The organism is Clostridium neuense, from assembly GCF_045310695.1.
Lineage (GTDB): Bacteria > Bacillota > Clostridia > Clostridiales > Clostridiaceae > Clostridium_S > Clostridium_S neuense.
Genome location: NZ_JBJIAA010000003.1, coordinates 237,943 through 262,817 on the forward strand (window position 1 = coordinate 237,943; position 24,875 = coordinate 262,817).

Below are 24,875 nucleotides of genomic sequence, written 5' to 3' on the forward strand. Positions count from 1 at the left end.
AAAAAGTTTTAGAATTGTATTTAGAAATCGAAAAATTTTTTTCAGCAGCATATTATATAGTCTTAATTAGCAAAGAGCTAACTGTTTTTGTAAGTTTTACAAAAACAGTTAGCTAATTTGTTTTTTGTGAAAAAATTAATATTATTTTTAAACTTTTGTATACATAAAAAATAAACAATGATATAGTTATTAATATGTTAGATATAGTTAATTGAGGAAAGCGAGTGTAGTATTATGAATTTAGAAGAGAAAATTAGAAGTAAGACTGCAGTATTATTAGTTGCAGCATTTTTAATATATATTTTACTTAACTATGGTAAAGATGTTATGGGAATACTAAATAGGGTATATGGGTTATTTTCACCTTTCATTCTAGGTGCATGTATTGCATTTATCCTCAATATACCGGTTACTTTTTTCTCGAAAAGGTTATTAAATTGCAAGGATAAGGGGTTAGGAAAAATAATTAGAAAGCATCATATAGCCATTAGCATACTTGTTTCTTGTTTCCTTATATTAGGTGCACTTGTTTTAATTTTATTTATAATAATACCTAATATTATTGATACTATTAAGATATTGCCAAAGACCTTTAATGATTCAGAGTTAGCCTTTCAAAGGTTTTTAGAGAGTAATACCTGGTTGTCTAAGAACATTGTCAGTTTAGTTAATAGCATGAATTTAGATTGGAATGGAATTTTAGATAGGGTAAAGTCTATTGTTTTTAGTGGAATTAGTTCAGTTCTTATGTCAACTTTAGGAGCAGCTACCAGCTTAGCTAGTACTACAGTGGAATTTGTAATAGCATTTGTGTTTTCTATATACATATTAGCTCAAAAGAATAAGTTAGGTACACAAGTTAAAAAAGTGCTATATGCTTTCTTCAAAGAGAAAAGAGTAGATTCAATGCTGGAAATATTGAAACTTACAAGTATTACTTTTTCAAATTTCGTTACAGGTCAATGTACTGTGTCTTCAATTTTAGGAATTATATTTTTTATTGTAATGTCAATTTTACAGCTTCCATATGCTATCGTGGTTAGTATAATAATTGGAGTTTTTTCAGTTATACCTATGATAGGCTCAGTTATTGGATTTGTGTTAAGTGTCCTGTTAATTGTAATAGCTGATCCCATAAAAGCAGTTATTTTTATAGTGGTTTATATAATAATTAAACAGCTAGAGGATAATTTAATTTATCCTAAGATTGTAGGAAACTCCGTTGGATTACCATCTGTTTTGGTATTGGTAGCAATAATTTTAGGAGATAAAACTTTAGGGGTTCCAGGTATGCTTATATCTATTCCTTTATGTTCAGTAGTTTATGTTTTGCTACGCAAAGAAGTAAATGCTAGATTAAAAGAAAAGTCTCTAAATATAGAATAGACTAGAAATGGTTATAGTCTATTTTATGATTTTTATATTGGAGAAATTTAGTGTGTTAAAAAAATTAAAAATGTATTGACAAAGTATAAAGTTATAAATATAATGATAATATAAATTTGATTGAGTTAAATTAAATTTATAAAAATGAATCTTAAAGTAGGGATACTATGGACAAATATGATAAAATAAAATTAGAAAATCAACTATGTTTCCCAATATATGCACTATCAAGGGAAATAATAAAATTATATAAACCGCTTCTTGATAAATTTAATCTTACCTATACTCAGTATATTACTATGCTTGTAATGTGGGAGGATGAGAAAATAACCTTTAAAAATTTAGGAAAAAGGCTTCATTTAGATTCTGGAACGCTTACTCCTGTTTTGAAAAAGCTAGAGGCTATGGAGTTAATAATAAAATACAGAACAAAAGAGGATGACAGGGTTGTTGTTGCTGAATTAACTGAAAAGGGAAGAGCATTAAAGGAGGATATTCTTGAAGTGCCAGAAAAGATGTTTTGTAACTCTGGAATGAATGCAAGAGAGGCATTAGAACTTAAAGCTAAACTAGATAAAATGCTTAAACTGTTTGAATAATCAAACTATGTTTGAGCAAAATTTTTAAGACTATTAATTTAACAAAATTAAATTTTACAAAACCATATATAAAGTTAGAAAAGAGGGATATGATTATGGATTTTTATGATTTTAGTGCAAGAAATATGAATGGAAAAGAAGTAAAAATGGAGGAATACAAGGGCAAGGTTACTTTGGTAGTAAATACGGCAAGTAAATGCGGATTAACACCTCAGTTAGAAGGACTTGAAAACTTGTACAAGGAATACAAGGATAGAGGTTTCGAGATATTGGGATTCCCATGCAATCAATTTGCACACCAAGACCCAGGTACAAATAAAGAAATTAGTCAATTTTGTCTTTTAAATTATGGAGTTACTTTTACAATGTTTGAGAAAATAGATGTTAATGGTGAGGGAGCGCATCCATTGTATAAATTTTTAAAGGAGGAAGCAAAAGGAGCTTTGGGTAATGCAATTAAATGGAATTTTACTAAATTTCTTATAGATAGAGAAGGTAAGGTTATAAAAAGATATGCACCTGTAGTAACTCCAGATAAAATAAAAGAAGATATAGAAAAGTTATTATGAATTTTAGGAGGAAAAAAGAATGAATATATATGATTATAAATTTATAGACATTAATGGAAAGGAAGTAGCTTTTAAAGATTATGAAAATAAAGTATTATTAATTGTAAATATAGCAAGCAAATGTGGCTTTACACCTCAATTAGAGGATTTGGAGAAAATATATAAAAAGTACAATAAAGACGGTCTTGAGGTAATTGGCTTTCCATGCAATCAATTTTTAAGTCAATCTCCAGAAAATAATGAGGGGATAAATAAATTTTGTAAATTAAATTATGGTGTAACCTTTATGATTTCAGAAAAAGTAGAGGTTAATGGTGTTAATGCACATCCTGTATTCAATTATTTGGTTAGAGAATGTCCTTTTATGGGATTTAATAAAGAGAATAATTCAGTTAAAATTGTATATTCAGTTTTAGAAGAGCGCTATCCGGAATATTTGGTTGGTGATAGTATAAAGTGGAATTTTACTAAATTTTTAATAGATAAAAGTGGAAAACCTATAAAAAGATTTGAACCTGATGTAGAGCCTATGGATATGGTAGAGGATATAGAAAAGGCAATTTATGTATAATAAAAAGAAGAACTGTTGTACTAAAAAATTAGTGCAGCAGTCCTTTTTTTTTAGATAATTAACTTTAAAATTAGTGCTATTAAATTCATCTTTACAAATTGGAAGTTGTGAAGCAATATTGATTTGGAATATTAAATAAAGCTAAATAAATCTAAGACTTTTACGATTTATAATCTAACATTTTTAAAGCTTTATGCCTCAAATTTCGTAGGAACGGAGGAGCTTTTTCTATTATTTCAAGTTTTCTATCCATAGGTATGGTATAATCTTTCTCAAAAATTATTATTTTAATAGAACCAAAGGTGATGTTAACTTATCTAATATACGAATATAAAATGTGATCATATTTTAAGATGGAGGATAAGATGGAAAATGTGGACTTAATAAAACTGGCCAAGCTATCTAAAAGAGGAAATAAAGAGGCTTTTAGTAAGCTTATAAAAATTTATGAAAAAGATTTATATAGAGTGGCTATTGCTATACTTAAAAATGATAATGATGCTTTAGATGGAATACAAGATGCTATACTTAAGGCATTCCAAAGCATAGAAAAATTAAAAAAACCACAGTATTTTAAAACTTGGCTAATAAAAATTCTTATTAACAGTTGTAATGCCATTATTAGTAGGAAAAGAAAAATCGTTTCATATGAAGATTATGTAGGAAGAACATGTGAAGAAGAAGGTTTCAGAAAGGTTGACATAAAAACTGTAGTAGATAAGCTTGATTATGAACTTAGAATACTTATTGTACTTTATTACTATGAGGATATGCCTTTGAAAAATATAAGTGAAGTTTTAAATATCCCAGAGGGGACTGTAAAATCAAGATTATCTAAAGCTAGGGGATGTTTAAAGGAGTATTTAAGTGATAATGTAAGGAGTGTGCTTTAGTATGGAAGATAAGTTTGAAAAGGAATTAAAAGAAATTTTAAAAACCAGCAGTGAGTATATAGAAGTTCCTGAAAAAATATCAATAGGAATAGATGAAACTTTAGCAAAGCTAAAACCTAAGAATAGAAAGAAAATTTTAATAAAAAAAATAAGTATAGTAGCTGCATTGGCGTTTGTGTTATTAACGGGTTTTGTAACTACTTGTCCTACATTAGCAGCTGAAATACCAATTATTAATAAACTTACAGGGATTAACTCTTTGTTTAATAAACTAACGTCTAGTGAATATGGAGATGAATTTAAAAATTTATCTAAATTAAGTAATGTATCGGTTGCGATAAATAAAGGAGTTTCGGATAAAGGTGTTACTGTAACAATAAAAGAAATAGCATATGATGAAGCTGCTTTTTATGTAATTTATGATGTTAATTTAGATAAGAATGTAACAAACAAAAAATACTTGGAGCATGGAATTATGGCTTCTACAGAAGTAAATGGCAAAAAATATGAAGCAAATGCAAGTGTTCCTATTTATTCTGATGCTACAAGGGCTGAATTTACAGATGTATTTCCTGTAACTGGGGGAGATACAATTCCAGATAAATTTGATTTTAACATGATTTTTACTGGAATTGATAATTTAAAAGGAAGCTGGAATTTTAAAATACCATTAGTAAAAGAAAAATTAAAAGATAAGGTTAATGTTTTTAAACTAAATAAGGTCATAAAAGATGGCTCTAATTCCATAAAAATAGAAAGAGTGACAAGTTCTCCTGCGTACTTATCAATGCTTGCAGAATTTAAAAAATATGAACCAGATAAATATGATTATGCAATGATGGATTCAAATGGAGATGAATATGAGGGGGTTGATATGGGTGGAATAGTAAAAAACCTTTTTTCAACAGATGTCACATTTTTTTACAAACAAATTGAAGGAAGTAAACTTAGCAGTATTAGCATACTTAGGCCAAAGAGCAAAAGTATTTTTGCTGATGATTTCAAGCTTAAAAAGGTACAATACTTGCCGCTGAATTCCAAACTTCCAGTTGATTTTTCAGTAGGTAATAATAAAAAAATTACTATTAAGTCCATAGGCGAAAAAAATGATAAAATTGAAATTATATTCACTGCAAAGGGATTTCCCGCATATACTTTTGCTTTTGGCGGAGGAATAAGGATTTATGATGAAAGTATGGATAAGGATAGTAAAAAAGCTTATGATTTTGTACGCCCAGAGACTTTAGGAAATAGTGAGTACAAAGTAACGTTACCTAAAGAAAGGATGGTACTTAAAGATAGTACAACTATGGTGAAGTACAACGTAGATATTAATAAATTTGATATATGCATAGGAAATTATGATGAAATGTATGATGAAGTTGGAAGAATAAGTTTAATAAAATAGTTTTAAGATAAATTACAGGCGCCTTAGTATAAGTTGAGGTGCCTGTAATTTATTTTACTATGCTATAATATAAGAAGTACAATAATATCATATACGAGAGGTTATTAAATGAAATATTATTTAGCACCAATGGAAGGAATAACAGGATATATATATAGAAATTGTTATAAAAAATTTTTTAATGATATTGATAAGTATTTTACACCTTTTATTACTCCTAATGAGAGCACAAGTCTTAGAACTAAAGAATTGAGGGACCTTTTACCTGAAAATAATAAGGGGATAAACGTAGTACCTCAAATACTTACTAATTCTTCAGAAGGTTTTATTTTTACTTGCAAAAAATTGCGAGAATTAGGTTATAATGAGGTTAACTTAAATTTAGGGTGTCCTTCTGGAACAGTTGTATCGAAAAATAGAGGGTCAGGTTTTCTTGCTAAAAGGGAAGAGCTTGATGTATTTTTAGATGAAATATTTAAAATGGATTTTATGAAAATTTCTATAAAAACGAGGATAGGAAAAGATAAACCAGAAGAATTTTATGAACTAATAAAAATTTTTAATAAATATCCTTTAGAAGAATTAATTATTCATCCTAGAACACAAAAAGACTTTTATAAAAATAAACCTAATTTAGAGGTGTTTAAAGCTGCAGTGGCATTAAGTAATAATTCTGTGTGTTATAATGGTGATATTTTTACTGTGAGCGATTATAAAGAATTAATGAAAGCTTTTCCTAGTTTGGAGGAAGTTATGCTTGGGAGAGGGATCATAGCAAATCCAGGCTTAGTTGGTTCCATAAAAGATGACATTTATATAGATAAAAAAATATTAAAAGATTTTCACGACGAGATTTTAAATACATATATAGATGTATATAAAGATAAAAGAAATGCAATGCTTAGAATGAAAGAGCTATGGGGATATATGATTTATATATTTTCAAATAATAAAAAATATATTAAAAACATTAAGAAGGCACAAGGGCTAAATGCTTACAAGGCAGCTGTTTCAAGTTTATTTGCAGAGAGTGAAATTATACAGGGGGCTGGATTATTCTATAATGAATATTAATGTAAAGAATGTAGCAAGCTCTTCTTTTGCTTCATAGTATATCCTTATAAGAAATAGTATAAAGAGGAGCTTTTATGTTTAATTGTGGTTTTAGGGAAAATAATATGATATGTCCTAGAATTGTTTCTTATAAGCGAGGAGATGTAAATGGTGATGGTATACCTGATAATGTTTATCTAACTGGTACAAAGAAGCCGGATAGCCCGTTTATTCAAGATATAACACTTATAATTCAAGATGGGGCTTCAGGAAGGTTAAACAAAGTACAATTAAGTGAAAATGCAGGGTATGATCCAGCACTTTTTTTGGGAGATTTTACTGGGGATGGTGTGAAGGATATACTCATAAGTATTTTTTCAGGTGGTAGTGGTGCGTTTATGTATGATTATATATATACCTTTACAAAAAATGTACCTAAATTGATCTTCGATTTTAATGAATATAATGAAGAATATAAATATGAGATTACTTATAAAGACAATTACAAGGTTGAAGCTATTAGTAGAAAAAATAATGAAAAGTATATTATAGATATATCTACTAGAGATTCGGGTTACTTAAGTGAGATATATTATGATAATGGAGTTTTAAAGCAGCCAATTAGCGGATTTGTAAATCCATTAAGCGGTTTATATCCTGTGGATTATGATTTAGATGGGGTGTATGAGTTACTGGCTTATCAAAAAATAGCTGGAAGATACAATGCAGATGCTTTAGGGTATTTCCTAAATGTTTTAAAGTGGAAAGACAATAAGTTTGATTTGTACAACCAGAATGTAGCAATTTTTGGAGTTCAAGTATAGAAACAAAATGCTATGCAATTTCTGTAATCTGTTTCTCTACGAAAATGATAAATCACCTTTGAACTATGCAGGAGCGAAGTAGCAATGCTGAAGGAATGCTTAAAAAAGTCCTATAAATCTAAGATTTATAGGACTTTTTTAAGCATTGAGCATTGTGCTTTGCACTATTTAAGATTATCTACAGCAGCTCTTTCAATTGAAAGTCCATTAGTGTAACGCTTCATGAATTCATCAAAGCCTTTAACATCCGTAGGATCTGGATTCATCTTCGTACCAACTTTTCCTGCAAATATTTTTTGTGATAGATAATCGTCTAATGTTTCATTTTCAGTTTTATTAATCATGTAAGCAGCAAGTAGTGCAATTCCCCATGCACCGCCTTCTCCGGCATTTTCCATAACAGTGACAGGAGCATTTATAGCGGCAGCCATGATTTTTTGACCTATACCTCTAGTTTTAAACAATCCTCCATGACCTAACATTTCATCAACTTTAACATTCTCATCTTTGAGAAGAATGTCTAAACCAGTTTTTAATGCACCTAAAGCAGTAAATAAGTTTACACGGATGAAATTAGCTAAGTTGAAATTGCTTTCAGGTTTACGCACAAATAAAGGACGACCTTCTTCAAAATTAGTTATATGTTCACCTGAGAAATAATTGTAAGCAAGCAAGCCACCGCAGTCTGGATCTCCAAAAAGTGCTTTAGTATATAAAACTGAGAACAACTTATCCATAGTAACGTTTTCTAGTCCCATTGCTTCAGCAAATTCCTTAAATATGTTAACCCATGCGTTAAGATCAGATGTACAATTGTTACAATGCACCATGGCAACTAGGTTTCCAGTTGGAGTGGTAACTAAATCAATTGCATCATATACTTTTGATAATTCTTTTTCAAGCACAATCATTGCAAAAACTGAAGTGCCAGCTGAAACATTACCTGTACGCTTTGCTACACTGTTAGTTGCAACCATACCTGTTCCTGCATCACCTTCTGGTGGACAAAATGGAATACCAGGTTTAAGATTTCCTGTAACATCTAAAAGTTTTGCTCCTTTCTCAGTAAGAACACCAGCATTTTGACCGGCTAGTAAAACCTTTGGCATAATATTCTCGAGTTTCCATGAGAAGTTTTTGGAAGCAACTAATTCATCAAATTGTTCAATCATCTTTGCATTATAATTTTTTGTATTTATATCGATAGGGAACATTCCTGATGCTTCACCAATACCTAGAACTTTTTGATCTGTTAATTTCCAATGTACATATCCGGCTAAGGTTGTTTGAAAACTGATATCAGAAACATGCTTCTCACCATTTAGAATAGCCTGATAAAGATGAGCAATACTCCATCTTTGAGGAACATGATAGTTAAAAAGCTTGGTTAATTCTTCTGAAGCTTTTTCAGTAATAGTGTTACGCCATGTACGGAATGGTACTAAAAGTTCATCATTTTTGTCGAAAACCATATAACCATGCATCATTGCGCTAAAACCGATTGCACCAATAGTCTCAAGGGTTACTCCGTATTTTTCTTTTATGTCATTTGCCATTTTACTATAACTATCTTGTATACCTTTCCAAACATCTTCTAAGCTGTATGTCCAGATATTATCTATATATCCGTTTTCCCAGTCGTGACTTCCTGAAGCAATAGGTGTATTATCTTCACCAATCAAAACTGCTTTAATTCTGGTTGAACCAAGTTCAATACCAAGTGTTGTTTTTCCGCTTATAATAGAATTTTTAATATCATTCATGTATTTATTCCTCCATAAAATATTTTGATTTTAGGCTTTAATACTATACATCTTTGTTAGCATTTTTTATCATGGTATTTAGCGTATATGTAATTTGGATTTATAGAATTTTAAAGTACTTGTAAACAATTTCCTAATAAATACAAAGCTAAGTATCATGTAGCATGTACGTATAACTTTTTGTATCAATATTGCTGTTGATTAGTATTAAATTCTATTTCAAATTATAGCTTTGCTTATTTAGAATAAAAATAAGTACTTTAATAAATATTCATACAAAACAAATCTTGTACGTACAACCTATAGTGTTATTGTACTATCAAAATAAAATTTAATCAATATAATTTTATCTTAAACTTAAAATTTTAAATTGTTATAACAAGAGAAAGACGATTTGCATTTTCTAAATATAAGTAATAGCTAAGGATTAGCATTTGGATTGATAAAGTAAGATGGTTAGTAAAAGTATGAAAATATTATTTATATTCTCTTTTACTTTTACTAATGTTTTATTTATCTGAGTAGCTGAATCTTTACTATTTGCGTACATGATATTAATTTTATTTTAAGTTGTTGATTATAATGAAATTATTGACTTTTTAATATGACATAAACATATGCTATAATTAATAATAAGCATGAAAAGACCATAGCAAAGGAGGAATATGGATGAAAGGTTCTATAAAAAAGGCGTTTTGCATAGTGATGATAACGTTTATCCTTACTAGTTGTTCTATAATTCCTGATCAAAATACAGCTGTTAGTAAGAAACAAAGTAGTAAAATACAGCTTACTTTGTGGTATTATTGGGATATTGCTAAAAATCAGCAGGAACTTAGTAATTTAATTAATCAATTTAATAAGTCTCAGAATAAAATAGAGGTAAAAGCTAGTTAAGTTCCAGATGAAGATTTTAAAAAGCAGTTATCCTTAAGTGTGATAAAAAAGGATACCCCAGATTTAGTTTTAATAGATTCAGCAGATCATGCTTATTATAACGGAATGAATTTGTTTGAAGATTTAACTGATAAGATGGACGATTGGGCTTCTTATGATCAAACAGTTTTAAATTCGTGTAAAATGAACGGTAGAATATATGGAGTACCATTTGGAGCTAACTGTTTAGCCTTGTTCTATAATGAAGATATGCTCAAGGAAGCTGGATGTGAAGTGCCTAAGACTTGGGAAGAATTTGAGGAAACTGCAGAAAAACTAACCAATGGAAGCACTTATGGCTTTGGTATGACAGCGCTTCAAAGTGAAGAAAGCCTTTATGAGTTTCTCCCAATTTTATGGTCATATGGTGGTGAAATAGATAATATTAATAGTTCAGAAGGGAAGCAAGCTTTTTCAATATTGCAGAATTTAGTTAGAGATGGTTCAATGAGTAAAGCTACTACTAATTTAACCTTGGTTGACTTAATGAATCAATTTGTAAATAAAAAAATTGCGATGATGTTTAATTCACCAATGATAGTGCAAACTATTCGTGAAAAAGGTAAAGGTTTAAATTGGAATGTAACATTTCTTCCTAAGGTAGGAGAAAACGTTTCTATAATAGGAGGAGAAAATTGGGCTGTGCTAAAGGGAAAGAACAAGAATGAGGCAGTTAAGTTTATAAAATATGTTACTCAGAAGGATCGTGTAAAGTCTTATATTAGCAAGTTTGGATTTTTAGCAGCAAGAACAGATATTATGAAGGATCAATATCTAGATGATGAGGTTATGAGAAAGTTTTATGAAATTTATAAGTATTCAAGGCAAAGAGAAATTACTAAAGAATGGCCGCTTAAATCTGAAGTCATTTCTAATGCTATGAATGAGATCATAATGGGTGGCAAAGATTTAGACAAAATTTTAGAAGAAGCGCAGCAAAGTATGAATAATATTTCAAAAGAGGAACAATGAAATGAATAATATGAAAAAAAGAAACAGTTTAGTTTACCAATTAATCTCAGCTTTCTTAGTATTGTCTATTATTCCAGTTACATTAGCAATGATTATATTTAACTTCCGTATGAAAAACTATATTGAGAAAAATATGAATCAATTGATTAAAAGCAATGTATATAAGACACAGCAGTACTTAGAACTTTCTTTAAATGTTTATGAAAGTTTAATTTATGACGTTTATACAAGTGAGGATATTATTCCAATAGTTGAAGACATGAATGAACAAAAAGGAGATACGGATGTTCTTTATAGCCAGCTTCGTAGGAGGTTAAATAGGATAGTGAATAAGAACACATATGTACAAGGACTAACTATTATAACTAGCAGCGGAAGAATTATTTATTATGATAAGTTATCGTCCTCCTCGGAAAATAGTCAGTGGATTAAATTTAATAAGAGCTTCAATAACACTATGAAGAATGAAGATCCTATACTGTATCTTCCAACTCAATTTGAGACCAAAATTGGTGATGAAAAATACTATATGTTTCACATGGCCCATAAGATGATAGATTATAGAGATATTTATAAGAATATTGGTACGGTTATTATAAGCATTGACTCATCTGTACTGGAGGAAGTGTGTAAGCAGCAGTATCAGGGCAATGATCAAAATGAAAATTTGGGCGTGAATATGATTTGTGATAAAGATGGTAAATTGGTTTATTATGAGGATAAGAATAAAATTGGGGAAAAAGAAAAAAATGAGTTTAGTTCTCAATATAAAATAACTGAAATTAAGGATAATAAATCTGGGTGGATAATTAAAAATTTGTACGATGAAAAGCAATATATGGAGGTTATACGCCAGCAAGAAGAAACCACTATAATCATGATGGTTTGTATTGTAGTTATACTAGTACTAGTTGTATTTAAATGGACTAGTAAGCTTACAAGCTCTATTAGAACAGTAGTTAATGCCATGAAAGTAGTAGAAAAGGGGGAATTAAAAGTTAAAATTGAGGAGGATAAAAATATGCCTAATGAGATTTTTACTATAGCAGATGGCTTTAACAGAATGGTGGAACGTGTTGAAGAGTTGATGCAAAATGTTACACAAGCAACTCTAAAACAAAAGGATGCTGAAATAAAGGCATTAGAAGCTCAAATAAATCCTCATTTTTTGTATAATACTTTAGATACTATTAACTGGAAGGCTATTGAAAATGAAGAATTTGAAATTAGTAACATGATTAATTCTTTAGGAAAAATATTGCGCTATGCAGTACTAAACAGTAATGGAATTGTCACAGTAAAAGATGAACTAGAATGGTTAAAGCCATATATTTATTTGCAGGAAGCCAGATTAGAAAATAAATTTGAGTTTTTTGTAAATATAAGTGAAGAGTTACAGAATTGTGAAACACACAAATTACTATTGCAGCCTTTTATAGAAAATTCAATTCGTCATGGTTTCTCTGAAAAAAATAAAACTTATATTTTGATTATAACCTGCAAGGAAAAAGGAGCTTCCATTGAGTTTTGCATTGAGGATAACGGTAAAGGTATGGATGAAGAAATTATGCATAAAATAAATAATAATCAGCTAAAGCATGAATATTCAAAAGACCACATAGGAATTGGAAATGTTCTTGGAAGATTGGAAATGTATTATGGAAAAGAAGCAGCAATTCATGTTGAAAGTGAAAAAAATAAGTACACAAGAGTATATATAAGAATACCAAAGAGGTTAAAGAAAAAAAGTGAGGAGGTAACTGTATGACAATTGCAATCATCGAAGATGAGTATGTAATTAGAAAAGGAATTTCTAGGACGCTAGAAAAAATCAATAGTAAATATGAAATTGTTGGACAAGCGGAAGATGGAGTTGAAGGATTAAATTTAGTTAAAGCAAAAAAACCAGATTTAATTATAACAGATATTAAAATGCCTAAAATGGATGGTTTAGAACTGTTGCATGCATTAAGAAGTGATGGGATTCAAGTAAAGGCTATTGTATTAAGTGCTTATTCAGAGTTCGAGTATGCCCAAAAAGCCATTTCTTTAGGGGTTAGTGAGTATATTTTAAAACCAATATCAATTTTAGATTTATCATCGGCATTAGAACATATAGAAAATCAGCTTAATGAGGAAAGAAAGGTTAGGGCAGAGCATCCAAAAGAGCTTTATGAGCTAGATAGTATTTTATCGAGAAGTGTTTTGGGAAATTTAAATATGTCAGAGGATTTAAATAAATTTTTAGAGGAACAGTATAATTTAGTAGCTACAGATGACATGGGGATTTTTCAAATATACCTAGGTGAATTATTTTCTGATAAAATAGATAAATTAAAAGCTCAGCTAAAATTGCTAAATAAACAAGAATTTAATTTTAATATTTTAGAATTTAGTCAATGGAATATTGTAATTTTAGTCATTTATAACATGAAAAATAAAGATATGGTTAAGACTTATTTTGAAAAAAGCGTTATATCAGTTATTAGAAGTAATATTTCAACGAAATTTGTTTATGGATGGAATTTTAGTTATGGTTTACTGAAGATGAATGAGAGTGTAGAAGCTTTGAAAAATAAACTTCAGTTTAATCTAACCATGGGAGAAGGCGCGCTCATAGATTATGGTGTTGTAAGTAATATGAGGACGAAGCAGTTTTTATATCCAATAGATATTGAAAATAAAATTAAAGTTGCCATCATAAAAAAGGATGTGAAAAATGTAAAAGAAATTTTTACTGCTTTTGAAGCTTACTGTAGAAGTGAAATTTATGAACCTAAAGATATTAAGGAAGCTTGCGTTAATTTTTGCTGGGCTGTAATTAATACATCAAAAGAGTTGAATAGTTTACTATATCAAAATTTGGATGTTCAAACACTTTTGAAGAATATCATGTTATCCATTACCTGGGAAGAAATTGAACAAGTATTGTATAAATTATTTGAAGAAATTTTAGCGTCAAATATTGGGGAAGAAAATAAAACAGTAAGTTTAGTTGTTAAAAGGGCACAGAGCTTAATTCACGAGTATTACAATCAAGGAATTAATTTGGATGAAATTGCAGCAAAATTGAATATTACAGCTGATTATTTGGGAAAGCAGTTTAAAAAGGAAATTGGAGAATCCTTTAATACCTATGCTAGAAATTATAGAATTAATAAAGTTAAAGCACTGCTACTAGGAACAGAATTAAAGGTGTATCAAATTGCTGAATTAACTGGATATTCAGATTCAAAATATATGAGTAAGGTTTTTAAGGAAACAACAGGATATTTGCCCAATGATTACAGAAAGTTATACAAGTAATATAAAATGATTTAAATAAGTGTTCGGATTTTTTCTCCTTTTACAGTTTTTTCGAGTATGAAACGTATACAAAGTTGTATAAAATGTAATCGAGTACAAGGTGTATAACGATTTTTAATTTGATTTTTTTTACAACGTTTACTCAATTGTTAAATTAAATAAATATTATTTATTAACTGTTTAAGGAGGAATTATAATGAATAAAAAAGTATCTCCAGCATTAATTTATTTCTTTGGAGCTTTTGGCGGTTTTATGTTTGGATATGATATAGGAATAATCAATGGTGCGTTGCCAGGAATTAAAGCAACCTGGAATGTTAATCCTTGGTTAGAAGGTATGATTACTTCGGGATTGTTTTTAGGGGCTATGGTTGGTGCCTCATTAATGGCTTACTTAGCAGATCGTTTTGGTCGTCGTCGAATGATTATGTGGAGTGCAATTGTATTTGCAATTGGTGCTTTAGGTTCTGGTTTCTCTAAGAGTACAAGTCTTTTGATTGCGGCTCGTCTTATTTTAGGTGTAGCTGTAGGTGGTGCTTCCGCTTTAGTTCCAATGTATATGGGTGAAATTAGTCCTGCGGAAACACGTGGAAAACTATCAGGTTTGAATCAATTAATGATAACTGTAGGAATGCTTATTGCTTATGGTGTAAATTATGCATTTGTACATGTATTTGAAGGTTGGCGTTGGATGCTTGGTGGAGCAGCTGTTCCAGCATTAGTGTTGTTATTTGGGACATTTATCTTACCAGAATCACCAAGGTTTTTGTCTAGAATTGGTAAAAATGATGAAGCATTAAAGGTGTTACAGGCATTGCGTTCTCCTGAGGAAGCTGCAAGTGAGTATGATGCAATCGTTAACGCTAAGCATAGCGCTAATGGAACATTTAAGGACTTATTTGGAAAGACAGCTTTACCTGCTGTAATTGCAGGTTGTGGTTTGACATTTTTACAACAAGTACAGGGAGCAAACACAATTTTTTATTACTCTTCTCAAATTTTATCTAAGGTATTTGGTTCATCAATTGGTGGTGTCATTAGTACTGTTGGTATTGGTATCGTTTTTGTAGTAGCAACAGCTATAACTTTACTAGTTGTAGATAAATTTAAGCGTCGTACTTTATTTATGACAGGTTCTATTGGAATGGGAGCATCTTTATTATTGGTTGGATTAATTTATCCTGCTGCTAAAGCTAATCATGCTTGGGCAACTTGGACTGTGTTCTTATTCATATGTATATATGTTATTTTCTATGCATATTCTTGGGCTGCTGCTACTTGGATCGTAGTCGGAGAATTATTCCCAAGTAACGTTAGAGGCCTTGCAACTGGTATTGCATCAGCAGTTAACTGGTTTGGAAACATTGTTGTTGCTTTATTCTTCCCAGTGTTACTTGAAACAGTAGGATTATCTATAATCTTCTTTGGTTTTGCTGCAATTTGTGTAATAGGATTTTTATTTGCAAAATTTGTTCTATATGAAACAAAAGGAAAATCATTGGAAGAAATCGAAACATATTTATATAATCGTTCTATTGGTAAAGCTGTTGGATTAGATGATTAATTTGACTTGGTTTAGATTATAAAAGTGAATAAATCTAAATTTACCGCATTGGAGAAGTTCAATGCGGTTTTTATTTCTATTTTTATTTTTAAAATGGTTATAATATATATAGATATACCAGTTAAAGTTTCAAGGTGATTTGTTTTTATTTAAGGTATTAAAATATATGGAATACTGCAGAGAAAGGATTTTTTAATGAATTTGTTAATGATAATATTGCTTCTTATGGTATGCTTGTTAATTTCTAATATTATTAGTCACTATATACCATTTATTCCTACAGCATTAATTCAAATAGCTTTAGGCGTAATTCTTGCAATTACTTTTAAACAGAATTCATTTGAAATAAAAGAACAGTGGTTTTTTCTTTTATTTGTGGCACCAATTTTATATAATGATGGCAAGTATTTTCCTAGAAATGAATTGTGGAAAATGAAGTGGTCTATATTTGGAAATTCTCTTGTATTAGTTATTTTAACAACTATTGGAGGAGGATATTTTATTCATTGGATGATACCAGATATCCCTCTTGCTGCAGCGTTTGCATTAGCAGCTATTTTATCTCCAACTGATCCAGTAGCTGTAAATGGGATTGAAAAGCGTATTCATATACCAGAAAAGATATTAAATCTTGTTAGAGGAGAATCTTTAATAAATGATGCATCTGGTATAGTAGCCTTTAATTATGCAATAACTGCTGTGGTAACTAGTAATTTTTCATTAGGAAAAGCAATTTTAAATTTTGCATATGTATTTTTAGTAGGTGCAGCTGTGGGATTAATTTTCACCTTACTCATAACAGTTATAAGATTTACTTTACGTAAAGAAGGAATAAATGATGTCATATTTCATTCTTTGCTGCAAATATTGACGCCATTTGGCATTTTTGCCATCACAGAAGAATTTTTGCATGCATCAGGAGTAATTGCAGTGGTAGCGGCCGGAATAGTTCATTCATTAATAAAAGAAAGAATAGAAATTAGAATAGCTGAAGAGCAGGTTCTTACAGAAAACATATGGTCAATTATTTTATTTGTTTTAAATGGAAGTGTATTTTTATTATTGGGACTAAATATACCTTTATCAATGGTAGAAACAATAGCTAATCCAGATATAGGAAATTGGAGAGCTGTAGGATATGCGGCTTCTATTTGTGGAGCTGTTTTAACAATTCGTTTTGCTTGGGCATATTTTTCTTCTTATTGTGAATATCATTTTGGTAAGGCAAAGAATATTGAAAAACCAAATATAAAAGTTGCTTTGTTAACTAGTTTAACTGGTGTTAGAGGTACGGTTACAATGGCAGGAGTTTTATCAATCCCATTTTTTTTAAACAGTGGGAGGGCATTTCCACAAAGGTCACTTATATTATTTTTGACTGCGGCTGTAATATTATTTACATTAGTAGCTGCAACAGTGTTCTTGCCATTTCTAAGCAAAGATGGATTAGTAGAAGGTGAAAAAACTTATAATAATGATTTAAATGTGGCGAAGAATAAACTTTTATTAGCTAGTATTAAATCAATTGAAGCGGAAGTAGATGAGAATAATGAGGCTGCAGCCTATGAATTGATTAATGAATATAGAAGGATATTTCAGAAGCATAGATTTAAGCAGGATTCATTTGTACAGGGGGCAGATGTTGAACAAAGGAAAGTAATAGAAGTACGATTGTTAGCATTGGAGGCAGAGAGAAGATATGTATATGAATTAATAGATAAGAATGAAATAAATGAAGAACTTTTTATGAATTTTGATAAAGCTTTTGATTATAGGGAAGAAGCTTTTTTAAGAAATACTCGTCAGGATACTATGTATCTTATAAGAAAACTAATAAGATGGTGGAAGCGCCTTTATAGAAATTACCATAAGCGAAAATGTACTACGTTAAATAATTTACAGCTAGTAAAAGATATTCAGCTAAGGGCAGCTCGAACTGCAGTTAAAACTCTGAAGGAATGTGAAAAGAAGCATGGAAGGTCTAAAGCGCTTAATACAGTGATTTTTGATTATAAAAGCATGATTAATAGACTAAAGGGAACGATGGTGAAATACAATGAAAAGAGTATAGAACAAAAAGAAGAGTTAAGAATAAAGGCAATGGATGTGGAACGCTCGGAGATCCGCAGAATGTATGAACTTGGAGAAATTACTAGAGAACAATCAAATGAGTTAAGAAGATACATAAACTATATTGAAAGTGTGATTTTATATAAGCCTAATGAATGAAATGATAAATTTTGTAATAAACAAAAGGTATGTGGAATATTGATAAATAGTGAATTATAAGCTGCATGTATGTTTAGTTTGACACAGATACCCATCTACTTTATAATTTATTAAGAAATCGGAAAAAAGTAAGGAAGCGAAGATTAGTATGATGAATGTTATTAAAACTGCAATTGTAACTATAATAATATCAATTATATCGGGATTATTGGTAGAGCATTTTAAAAATTTAGCACCTAGAATATTATGCAGCATAGGAAATGGTGTACCTACAGAAAAAAACAACAGGAAGGTTTATGCGTATGTTATTACTATAAGTAACTTATCAAAAAAAATAATTCACGAATTAACTTTAAATATACAAAGTTCACGAAGTAACTTAGAAATTGCAGATGCTAAAATAACAAAGGGTTTAAGATTTGATTCCTCAGTAAAGGGGAATATTTTAGATATTGATATACCTTTTTTAAGTAAAGGTGATAAGTTTTCAGTTACAGTATATATAGAGAAACGTACTAAACCTGTAATTGTAATGAGATCACCTGAAAATTTTAAGAGAATAGATTCTGAAGAACAAAATGGAATTTTATCTGCATTATTTAATACACAAAAAAGTACAAATGGAGGAACCTCGGATTCAGCAAAAAGAAATAAGGCAGCGGTTCCTAGTAAGAATGATGATTTTACAATGGTTATGAATAAGGCACCAAGCAGCAAGAAATCAATAGGTAAAGAAATAATGAATATAAGTAATAGAAAAAAAGCGATTATAGCTGTTACCTCAATTGTCTTACTTATAATTGCTGCAGGTTTAGTTAAATTTTGCTTTAAGAGTACACCTAATAGTGCGCAAGCTTCAACTACAAAAACGGATGTTAGTAAACAGTCTACAGACTTAAAGAAATCTGGAGATGGATCAACTAGAGGTGGAAGTGAATCATCAAGTGGACAAACTAAAAATACAAATGCAAGGCCATATTCACAGAAACCGAATAAAAATGGAGGCGTAAATTCATCATCAAATGATGAGAATAAAAATGGAGGTGCAAAGACACCAACTACTGGAAGTCAAAATGTAGATACAAAAGGGACTTCGGGTGGGGCAAACGAAAATAAGGATGAAAAATCACCAACCAATACAACGCCTTCAAATACAGATACAAAGGACTCAGGAAATGGGACAAATTCAAACACCAATACAAATAATTCAACAGGAGGAACAAATCAAAATACAAATACGAACCAATCAACAAATACAGCATCAGGAAATACAGGCAAGTAGTTTGTTGCTATTTAAGTATTAATGTGAATTGATTAATTATATTGCTTAATAAAAAGCTAGTTGTTAAAATTTTTATATAAAAGAACTCTCGAGTGTTATATCGGGAGTTCTTTTATATAAAAAATAATTTTATTAAAGATAAATCATCTAAAAATTTAGAAATAATTTACATAGAAGTGCTTTAGCATCAGTATTTTAATAGATATTATAAATACTGATGTTAAATTATATCTAAAATTATAGAAAAGCATATTAATTTAGTATATAATTCTATCATATATTAAGCTTACGCTGAGAGGAGAATGTTTATGATTTCTACAAATGGAGTAGAGCATATAAAAAATATGTGCGAAACACAAGCAAACGTAATACCTGGAGGTGTTATATATTTAACTAGCGATGGAGTTACTTATACTTGGAGAAAAGCATCTGCTGAATTTGACTTAGATATATTTCAAGTGGGAGAGAAATTAAACCCTAATAGTATAACTGGTAAAGCCATGAGGGAAAATAGAACACTTATAGAAAATGTTCCTCGTTCACTATATGGAATGAGGCTTAAGATTGTTGCAGAGCCAATAGTAAACGATGAGGGACAAGCAGTTGGAGTATTCTCTACTGTATTTCCATTATTACATCCATTAATGAAGGCATTTGATGATTTTGCACCAATATTATCTGAGATGTTTTCTGATGGTGCTGTACTGTTTATTACAGACTTAAATAAATTTTTAGACATACAAAATTCAAAGCATTTTCAATTGCCTCAGCTAAAAGTTGGAGATAGTTTTACTGAAGACACAACAGCTGCTAAAGTAATAAAAACTAAAAAGTCTTTTTCATCAGAGTACGATGCTTCATTATATGGTGTGCCAGTTTTATCAATTTGTGAACCTCTTTTCAGTAATGATACAAATGAATTAATTGGAACTTTTGGAATGATTATACCTAAAATAGCAGCAGTTGAATTAAGGGAAATGTCAAGAAACATGGAAGAAAGCCTTTCAGAAATATCTGCTACTATTGAAGAATTGGCAACCTCAGCATCTACTATCCATGTAAATGAACAGAGTCTTAATAACAGCATAGGTGATATAATAAGTTTATCGCAACAAATAAGTGAAGTATCTTCATTTATAAAAGAAATAGCAGATCAAACTAAGATGCTTGGATTGAATGCTGCTATAGAAGCAGCAAGGGTAGGCGAAGCAGGAAAAGGATTCGGGGTTGTAGCGGATCAAATTAGAAAGTTATCTGAAGAGTCTAAGAGTACAGTTCCTAAAATTCAAAAGTTAACTAAAGAAATTATAGCAAAAGTGAACGAATCAAGTGAGAAAAGTCAAAGTTCTTTATCTGCAAGTCAAGAACAAGCAGCTGCTACTGAGGAAATAACATCAAGTATAGAAGAAGTTACATCTATGTCCGAAAAATTAAATGAAATTGCAATTAAATTGTAGATAGTATGAACTACAGGAAGTCTGGACTCTAGAATTTGCATGTAATCTGTGAGTTCAAGCAAGATTATTTTAAAAGGAAATATATTTCTAGAGGGTGAAGTTATAAAGTATGCTGTGTACCATATAGGAAAGATAAAAGTTTTTAAAGATAGGACACCTAAAACTCCAAATTTATTTGTACCAAAATGCCATCTTCTAGGCATTTTGGTACAAATAAATTTCAATAGCTGTAACTATATTAAAAGTTATCATTTTTATAGTGTAATTCTTGTGGCGTGACCTCTTTTGCATGTTTTAAGACTGAATTTTCATTAAAATATACTTTATATACAAAAATATAAGAAGCAAAGCCTAATATTAGGCCGAAAGCAACGTCTATTGCAGAATGTTGTTTTATAAATAGTGTTGAAATGCATATAAAAAAAGTGAGAATTGCTGCAAAAATCTTTATGCCAAATCTATTTTTAAAGAAAAAGGAATCTATAATTCCTGTGTAAAGTGATATGGAGATTGCAACGTGAAGACTGGGACATACACTTGCTGGTGAATCACCTTCTTGAAGAAGTTTTACAGCTTGTGAAAAAATATCTTTACCATAAGTTTTCGGTCTAATTGTTATATAACTTGGATATATAAAATAAGTTAATAATCCAATTCCCATACAAATATTAATTGATAAAAAAGTTTTTTCAAGATCAATTTTTGATTTTAAAAGAAAAATAATGCCCGTACCTACAATAAATAAAAACCACAAACAATAGGGGACTATAAATGCAGGTATAAAAGGAATTATATCATCTAATTTACAATAAATTTTATGTCCTCCAAGGTTAATATTATTTTCTATTAAGAAGATTGTAACAAGCATTAAGTAAATGAAAACTTGAAGTATTGCTTTATTATTTTTTATTTTGTTAAACACTAAGTAATCCTCTCTTTTTCTATATTATTCAGTATGTATTTAATTTTTGTATTATTTTATTAAAGAAAAATTAGGTATTAGTAATTATAGTATTTCTAGTATTTTTACTGTATACTTTTCTCCTGGAGCGTCAACTTCAACTATATCGCCAACTTTTTTACCAAGTAGGACCTTCCCTAAATCTGATTCTATGCTTATACACATGTTTTCAGGAGCTACATCCAAAGTAGTTACTAATGTTACAATAGCTTCTTCATTATCTTCTATAAATTTAATTTTAGCTTTGCAATTAACGCCTAATGAAGTCTTATCTATATTTTTGTCATCTATTATAGTTGCAGTTGAAATCATAGTCATTAAATATTGAATTCTGTTATCATTTTCTCTATAGTTTGCACAAGCTTCTTTATACTCTGCGTTTTCAGACCTATCGCCATGTGCAGCTGCTATTAATTTTTCCTTAGCTATTTCAGCTCTTTTTACTGTCATTCTATAATCTAGTTCTTCCTTTAATTTTCTTATATTTTCTTGAGTTAGTTTATTATTCATAAAACCGTGACCTCCTAAAATGCATTATATAAATATTATACAATATAATTCAATAGTTTTCTTTTAATCATTAATTTTAATATTCCACGTTGTCTATCTATATATAATATGCTATTTGTGTGGAATATAGAAATATGTACAAGTATTTTAGACTATAAAACCAGTCTTAAATTGTATAGCAACTGATAAGTTATATAGGGGATTTTTTAATTTAGGTAAATAAATGCCATTCATAAAAAACAGTGTTATATTCTCTAGTTTCACCTGTATATAATAAACTTCACAATATGTTGCAGATAATATGGCAATGCAATTATTTTAAAGCTGCTAGTAAGAGGAATGATGTTACAAAGATAAAAAGCAATACATTTAAATTTAGAAAATGATAATAATATTATTATAGCGTAAAATTAAAAGTATAAAGTGAGGTAAGTTAATATGAGTAAAGTGCTATATATTAAAGCCAATGCAAAAAAGCCAGGAGAATCAAGAACCTTTAGAATTTCAGATAGTTTTGTTGAGGAATATAAAAAGATTAATACTAATGATGAAATTATAACTTTAGATTTGTACAAAGAGGGTATAGACTTTTTAACAGAAGAGGGAATTAATCTTCACGTTACAAAGCCGGGAGAAGGTAAGGATCATCCAATTCTAAAATATGCATATCAATTTGTAGAGGCAGATAAATATATAATTGCTGCACCATTTTGGAATTTAAGTTTTCCTGCAATATTAAAAGCTTATATAGATTATATATGTGTTACAGGAATTACCTTTAAATATACCGCAGAAGGACCGGTTGGGTTGTGTCAAGGGAAAAAGGTTGTTTATATTGTGGCAAGAGGTGGCGAATATTCCGAAGAACCAGCTAATGAATATGAAATGGGAGAAAGGTATTTGAGAACTATATTAGGATTTTTGGGGATAACTGATTTTACTACTATAGCGGCAGAAAAATTAGATGTAATTGGCCAAAACGTAGAGGCAATTGTTCAAGCTGCAATTAAAAATGCTCAAAGTACAGCAAAAAAATTCTAAATTTTATTTAATACCAGTGTATAAACTAAAGGTTGATTTTTGGAGGGAGTATATGAATACAAAAGAAAAATTCTTATCGGATTTTAAAATTGGAGAAGATGTAAAGGTATCATTAATGGTAATGAAAGTGCTATTTAGAGATACAGATAGAAGTGTTTGTATATTAGCAGATAAAAGTGGAGAAGCAAAAGTTAGTCTCCCTAATAAATATGGTGATATTAAGCAGGGAGTAGTTATAGAGCTTCAAGGAACTAAAGGTACAAATTTAAGTGTAGAAAGTTATACTGTGCTTTCAGAGTATGATATAGCAGATTATCTTCCAACAGTAAAGAGACCTATTGAAGCTATTATGGCGAAGCTTCAAGAATATACAAACCAATATATCATTTCAAAGGAAGCAAAAGCTTTAGACGATTATTTTTTTAAAAATGAAGCTTTTTTAGATAAATTTAAAAGGGGAATAGGCGGAGTATCTATGCACCATAACTATATAGGAGGACTTGCAGAACATACGCTAAATGTTATGGAATTAACTATTAAGCTTTGTGAAAAATATGAGTGTAGAAGAACGGAAATAGCAGTGCTTGCAGCAAAGCTTCATGATATTGGAAAAGTATATGAATATGATTATGATGGTCCTTTTACTTATACGATGAGGGGTCAAATGGAAGGGCATATTGTTATTGGAGTGGAACTTGTAGATGAAGCTGTAAGAAAAAATCCAGACCTGTATTCAGAGGATTTTATTAATAGAATAAAAGGTTGTATTGTTCAACATCATGGGAAGCTTGAGTATGGATCTCCAAGGGAAATGAATATGGAAGAGGCTTTTATAATTAATTATGCAGATTCTGTAGATGCTACCATGAATAAAATTTTTCAAATTAAAGAAAAAACGGAACCAGGCAGCTGGTCAGAATTTGATAAGAGAATTGAAAGAAAATTATATTTGTAGTAGAAAAGTTGAGAGTTGTAAATAGAAGAAATCTATTTACAATTTTTTTATGCAAATTTTAGTTGAAACTTCAACTATACTGTGATAACATAAGAATAATTAGTTGAAATTTCAACTATATTTATAGGGGGGTGAAAAAATATTAACAGTTTAGATAGCTATATATTGAGGGAAGTAGGTACTTTGTCGCGATGTATTAATTACATAAGTGATTTGAAGTTTAAGGAATTAAAATTACAAAAAGGTCAGTTCACATTTTTAACAAGAATATGTGAAAATAATGGAATCAATCAAGTTGATTTATCAAATCTTTTAAAGGTAGATAAAACGACAACTGCAAAGGCTATACAAAAACTTATTGATGCAGGATATATATACAAAGAAAAGGATGAGAGTGATAAGCGAATGTGGAGGCTTTATCCAAAGAAAAAAGCATTAGAAGCATATTCGTTTATTATTGATGAGGAAAATAGAAATATTGGGGTCTGTTTTGATAAATTTAATCAAGAGGAAAAAGAATTAGTTTATGAATTAGTTAAAAAAATGAGAAAGAATATTGAAAGTGATTGGAAAGAAGTGAAAAAATTTTAGGGGGC

General features: G+C 29.8%; 21 protein-coding genes and 1 pseudogene. 19 read left to right on the forward strand and 3 right to left on the reverse strand.

Features of this window, described 5'->3' with window-relative positions:
- The first annotated feature begins 234 nt into the window (after window positions 1-234).
- From ACJDT4_RS04890 to ACJDT4_RS04925, 8 genes are all read left to right on the forward strand, one after another.
- The gene (locus ACJDT4_RS04890) at window positions 235-1,386 is read left to right on the forward strand and encodes an AI-2E family transporter (protein WP_406786412.1); all 1,152 of its coding nucleotides are present in this window, start codon (window positions 235-237) and stop codon (window positions 1,384-1,386) included.
- 167 nt (window positions 1,387-1,553) lie between these two features.
- On the forward strand, window positions 1,554-1,985 hold the full coding sequence (locus ACJDT4_RS04895) for a MarR family winged helix-turn-helix transcriptional regulator (protein WP_406786413.1): 432 nt from the start codon (window positions 1,554-1,556) through the stop codon (window positions 1,983-1,985).
- Window positions 1,986-2,080: 95 nt separating this feature from the next.
- Complete coding sequence (locus ACJDT4_RS04900; RefSeq protein ID WP_406786414.1) at window positions 2,081-2,554, forward strand: glutathione peroxidase; 474 nt, start codon at window positions 2,081-2,083, stop codon at window positions 2,552-2,554.
- 19 nt (window positions 2,555-2,573) lie between these two features.
- Window positions 2,574-3,125 (forward strand): glutathione peroxidase, encoded by a 552-nt coding sequence (locus ACJDT4_RS04905; protein WP_406786415.1) that lies wholly within the window; start codon window positions 2,574-2,576, stop codon window positions 3,123-3,125.
- 365 nt (window positions 3,126-3,490) lie between these two features.
- Window positions 3,491-4,018, forward strand: coding sequence for a sigma-70 family RNA polymerase sigma factor (locus ACJDT4_RS04910; RefSeq protein ID WP_406786416.1), 528 nt, complete (start codon window positions 3,491-3,493; stop codon window positions 4,016-4,018).
- Between the two features lies 1 nt (window position 4,019).
- A complete protein-coding gene (locus ACJDT4_RS04915; RefSeq protein ID WP_406786417.1) occupies window positions 4,020-5,426 on the forward strand; it encodes a DUF4179 domain-containing protein in 1,407 nt (468 codons plus the stop codon).
- Window positions 5,427-5,534: 108 nt separating this feature from the next.
- Window positions 5,535-6,500 carry a tRNA dihydrouridine synthase gene (locus ACJDT4_RS04920; protein ID WP_406786418.1) on the forward strand — a complete coding sequence of 322 codons (966 nt, stop codon included), beginning with the start codon at window positions 5,535-5,537 and terminating at the stop codon, window positions 6,498-6,500.
- Between the two features lie 74 nt (window positions 6,501-6,574).
- Window positions 6,575-7,303, forward strand: a complete 729-nt coding sequence (locus ACJDT4_RS04925; RefSeq protein ID WP_406786419.1) for a VCBS repeat-containing protein — start codon at window positions 6,575-6,577, stop codon at window positions 7,301-7,303.
- 164 nt (window positions 7,304-7,467) lie between these two features.
- On the opposite strand, the gene ACJDT4_RS04930 is transcribed toward ACJDT4_RS04925, so the two are convergent.
- On the reverse strand, window positions 7,468-9,066 hold the full coding sequence (locus tag ACJDT4_RS04930) for a xylulokinase (RefSeq protein WP_406786420.1): 1,599 nt from the start codon (window positions 9,064-9,066) through the stop codon (window positions 7,468-7,470).
- Window positions 9,067-9,735: 669 nt separating this feature from the next.
- Between ACJDT4_RS04930 and ACJDT4_RS04935 the strand changes: the two genes are divergently transcribed.
- From ACJDT4_RS04935 to ACJDT4_RS04970, 8 genes and pseudogenes are all read left to right on the forward strand, one after another.
- Window positions 9,736-9,963: a hypothetical protein gene (locus ACJDT4_RS04935; RefSeq protein ID WP_406786421.1), complete on the forward strand. Its 228-nt coding sequence runs from the start codon at window positions 9,736-9,738 to the stop codon at window positions 9,961-9,963.
- A 12-nt stretch (window positions 9,964-9,975) separates the two neighbouring features.
- Window positions 9,976-10,974 (forward strand): annotated as a pseudogene (locus tag ACJDT4_RS04940) (ABC transporter substrate-binding protein); the annotation flags it as partial.
- Window position 10,975: 1 nt separating this feature from the next.
- Window positions 10,976-12,742 (forward strand): sensor histidine kinase, encoded by a 1,767-nt coding sequence (locus ACJDT4_RS04945; protein ID WP_406786422.1) that lies wholly within the window; start codon window positions 10,976-10,978, stop codon window positions 12,740-12,742.
- Window positions 12,739-14,280 carry a response regulator transcription factor gene (locus ACJDT4_RS04950; protein WP_406786423.1) on the forward strand — a complete coding sequence of 514 codons (1,542 nt, stop codon included), beginning with the start codon at window positions 12,739-12,741 and terminating at the stop codon, window positions 14,278-14,280. Before ACJDT4_RS04945 ends, ACJDT4_RS04950 begins: the two co-directional genes overlap by 4 nt.
- Window positions 14,281-14,476: 196 nt before the next feature.
- The gene (locus tag ACJDT4_RS04955; protein ID WP_406786424.1) at window positions 14,477-15,844 is read left to right on the forward strand and encodes a sugar porter family MFS transporter; all 1,368 of its coding nucleotides are present in this window, start codon (window positions 14,477-14,479) and stop codon (window positions 15,842-15,844) included.
- 195 nt (window positions 15,845-16,039) lie between these two features.
- Window positions 16,040-18,073, forward strand: coding sequence for a Na+/H+ antiporter (locus ACJDT4_RS04960; RefSeq protein WP_406786425.1), 2,034 nt, complete (start codon window positions 16,040-16,042; stop codon window positions 18,071-18,073).
- A 148-nt stretch (window positions 18,074-18,221) separates the two neighbouring features.
- On the forward strand, window positions 18,222-19,355 hold the full coding sequence (locus ACJDT4_RS04965; RefSeq protein WP_406786426.1) for a hypothetical protein: 1,134 nt from the start codon (window positions 18,222-18,224) through the stop codon (window positions 19,353-19,355).
- A 308-nt stretch (window positions 19,356-19,663) separates the two neighbouring features.
- Window positions 19,664-20,812 (forward strand): methyl-accepting chemotaxis protein, encoded by a 1,149-nt coding sequence (locus ACJDT4_RS04970; protein ID WP_406786427.1) that lies wholly within the window; start codon window positions 19,664-19,666, stop codon window positions 20,810-20,812.
- Between the two features lie 238 nt (window positions 20,813-21,050).
- Here the strand turns inward: ACJDT4_RS04970 and ACJDT4_RS04975 are convergent, their stop codons facing one another.
- The gene (locus ACJDT4_RS04975; protein WP_406786428.1) at window positions 21,051-21,734 is read right to left on the reverse strand and encodes a phosphatase PAP2 family protein; all 684 of its coding nucleotides are present in this window, start codon (window positions 21,732-21,734) and stop codon (window positions 21,051-21,053) included.
- Window positions 21,735-21,818: 84 nt separating this feature from the next.
- Window positions 21,819-22,283, reverse strand: a complete 465-nt coding sequence (gene greA, locus ACJDT4_RS04980; RefSeq protein ID WP_406786429.1) for a transcription elongation factor GreA — start codon at window positions 22,281-22,283, stop codon at window positions 21,819-21,821.
- Window positions 22,284-22,721: 438 nt separating this feature from the next.
- Between greA and ACJDT4_RS04985 the strand changes: the two genes are divergently transcribed.
- From ACJDT4_RS04985 to ACJDT4_RS04995, 3 genes are all read left to right on the forward strand, one after another.
- Window positions 22,722-23,324 (forward strand): FMN-dependent NADH-azoreductase, encoded by a 603-nt coding sequence (locus tag ACJDT4_RS04985; protein WP_406786430.1) that lies wholly within the window; start codon window positions 22,722-22,724, stop codon window positions 23,322-23,324.
- A gap of 52 nt (window positions 23,325-23,376) precedes the next feature.
- Window positions 23,377-24,279, forward strand: a complete 903-nt coding sequence (locus tag ACJDT4_RS04990; protein ID WP_406786431.1) for an HD domain-containing protein — start codon at window positions 23,377-23,379, stop codon at window positions 24,277-24,279.
- Between the two features lie 183 nt (window positions 24,280-24,462).
- Window positions 24,463-24,870 (forward strand): MarR family winged helix-turn-helix transcriptional regulator, encoded by a 408-nt coding sequence (locus tag ACJDT4_RS04995; RefSeq protein ID WP_406786432.1) that lies wholly within the window; start codon window positions 24,463-24,465, stop codon window positions 24,868-24,870.
- Window positions 24,871-24,875: the final 5 nt, after the last annotated feature.

What these genes read in the sequence shown, in the direction of transcription:
- ACJDT4_RS04990 (WP_406786431.1), top strand. Translation starts at nt 23,377, where the DNA reads ATGAATACAAAAGAAAAATTCTTATCGGATTTTAAAATTGGAGAAGAT.
- ACJDT4_RS04950 (WP_406786423.1), top strand. Translation starts at nt 12,739, where the DNA reads ATGACAATTGCAATCATCGAAGATGAGTATGTAATTAGAAAAGGAATT.
- ACJDT4_RS04935 (WP_406786421.1), top strand. Translation starts at nt 9,736, where the DNA reads ATGAAAGGTTCTATAAAAAAGGCGTTTTGCATAGTGATGATAACGTTT.
- ACJDT4_RS04900 (WP_406786414.1), top strand. Translation starts at nt 2,081, where the DNA reads ATGGATTTTTATGATTTTAGTGCAAGAAATATGAATGGAAAAGAAGTA.
- ACJDT4_RS04970 (WP_406786427.1), top strand. Translation starts at nt 19,664, where the DNA reads ATGATTTCTACAAATGGAGTAGAGCATATAAAAAATATGTGCGAAACA.
- ACJDT4_RS04925 (WP_406786419.1), top strand. Translation starts at nt 6,575, where the DNA reads ATGTTTAATTGTGGTTTTAGGGAAAATAATATGATATGTCCTAGAATT.
- ACJDT4_RS04890 (WP_406786412.1), top strand. Translation starts at nt 235, where the DNA reads ATGAATTTAGAAGAGAAAATTAGAAGTAAGACTGCAGTATTATTAGTT.
- ACJDT4_RS04960 (WP_406786425.1), top strand. Translation starts at nt 16,040, where the DNA reads ATGAATTTGTTAATGATAATATTGCTTCTTATGGTATGCTTGTTAATT.
- greA (WP_406786429.1), bottom strand. Translation starts at nt 22,283, where the DNA reads ATGAATAATAAACTAACTCAAGAAAATATAAGAAAATTAAAGGAAGAA.
- ACJDT4_RS04985 (WP_406786430.1), top strand. Translation starts at nt 22,722, where the DNA reads ATGAGTAAAGTGCTATATATTAAAGCCAATGCAAAAAAGCCAGGAGAA.
- ACJDT4_RS04930 (WP_406786420.1), bottom strand. Translation starts at nt 9,066, where the DNA reads ATGAATGATATTAAAAATTCTATTATAAGCGGAAAAACAACACTTGGT.
- ACJDT4_RS04965 (WP_406786426.1), top strand. Translation starts at nt 18,222, where the DNA reads ATGATGAATGTTATTAAAACTGCAATTGTAACTATAATAATATCAATT.
- ACJDT4_RS04905 (WP_406786415.1), top strand. Translation starts at nt 2,574, where the DNA reads ATGAATATATATGATTATAAATTTATAGACATTAATGGAAAGGAAGTA.
- ACJDT4_RS04915 (WP_406786417.1), top strand. Translation starts at nt 4,020, where the DNA reads ATGGAAGATAAGTTTGAAAAGGAATTAAAAGAAATTTTAAAAACCAGC.
- ACJDT4_RS04910 (WP_406786416.1), top strand. Translation starts at nt 3,491, where the DNA reads ATGGAAAATGTGGACTTAATAAAACTGGCCAAGCTATCTAAAAGAGGA.
- ACJDT4_RS04945 (WP_406786422.1), top strand. Translation starts at nt 10,976, where the DNA reads ATGAATAATATGAAAAAAAGAAACAGTTTAGTTTACCAATTAATCTCA.
- ACJDT4_RS04920 (WP_406786418.1), top strand. Translation starts at nt 5,535, where the DNA reads ATGAAATATTATTTAGCACCAATGGAAGGAATAACAGGATATATATAT.
- ACJDT4_RS04895 (WP_406786413.1), top strand. Translation starts at nt 1,554, where the DNA reads ATGGACAAATATGATAAAATAAAATTAGAAAATCAACTATGTTTCCCA.
- ACJDT4_RS04955 (WP_406786424.1), top strand. Translation starts at nt 14,477, where the DNA reads ATGAATAAAAAAGTATCTCCAGCATTAATTTATTTCTTTGGAGCTTTT.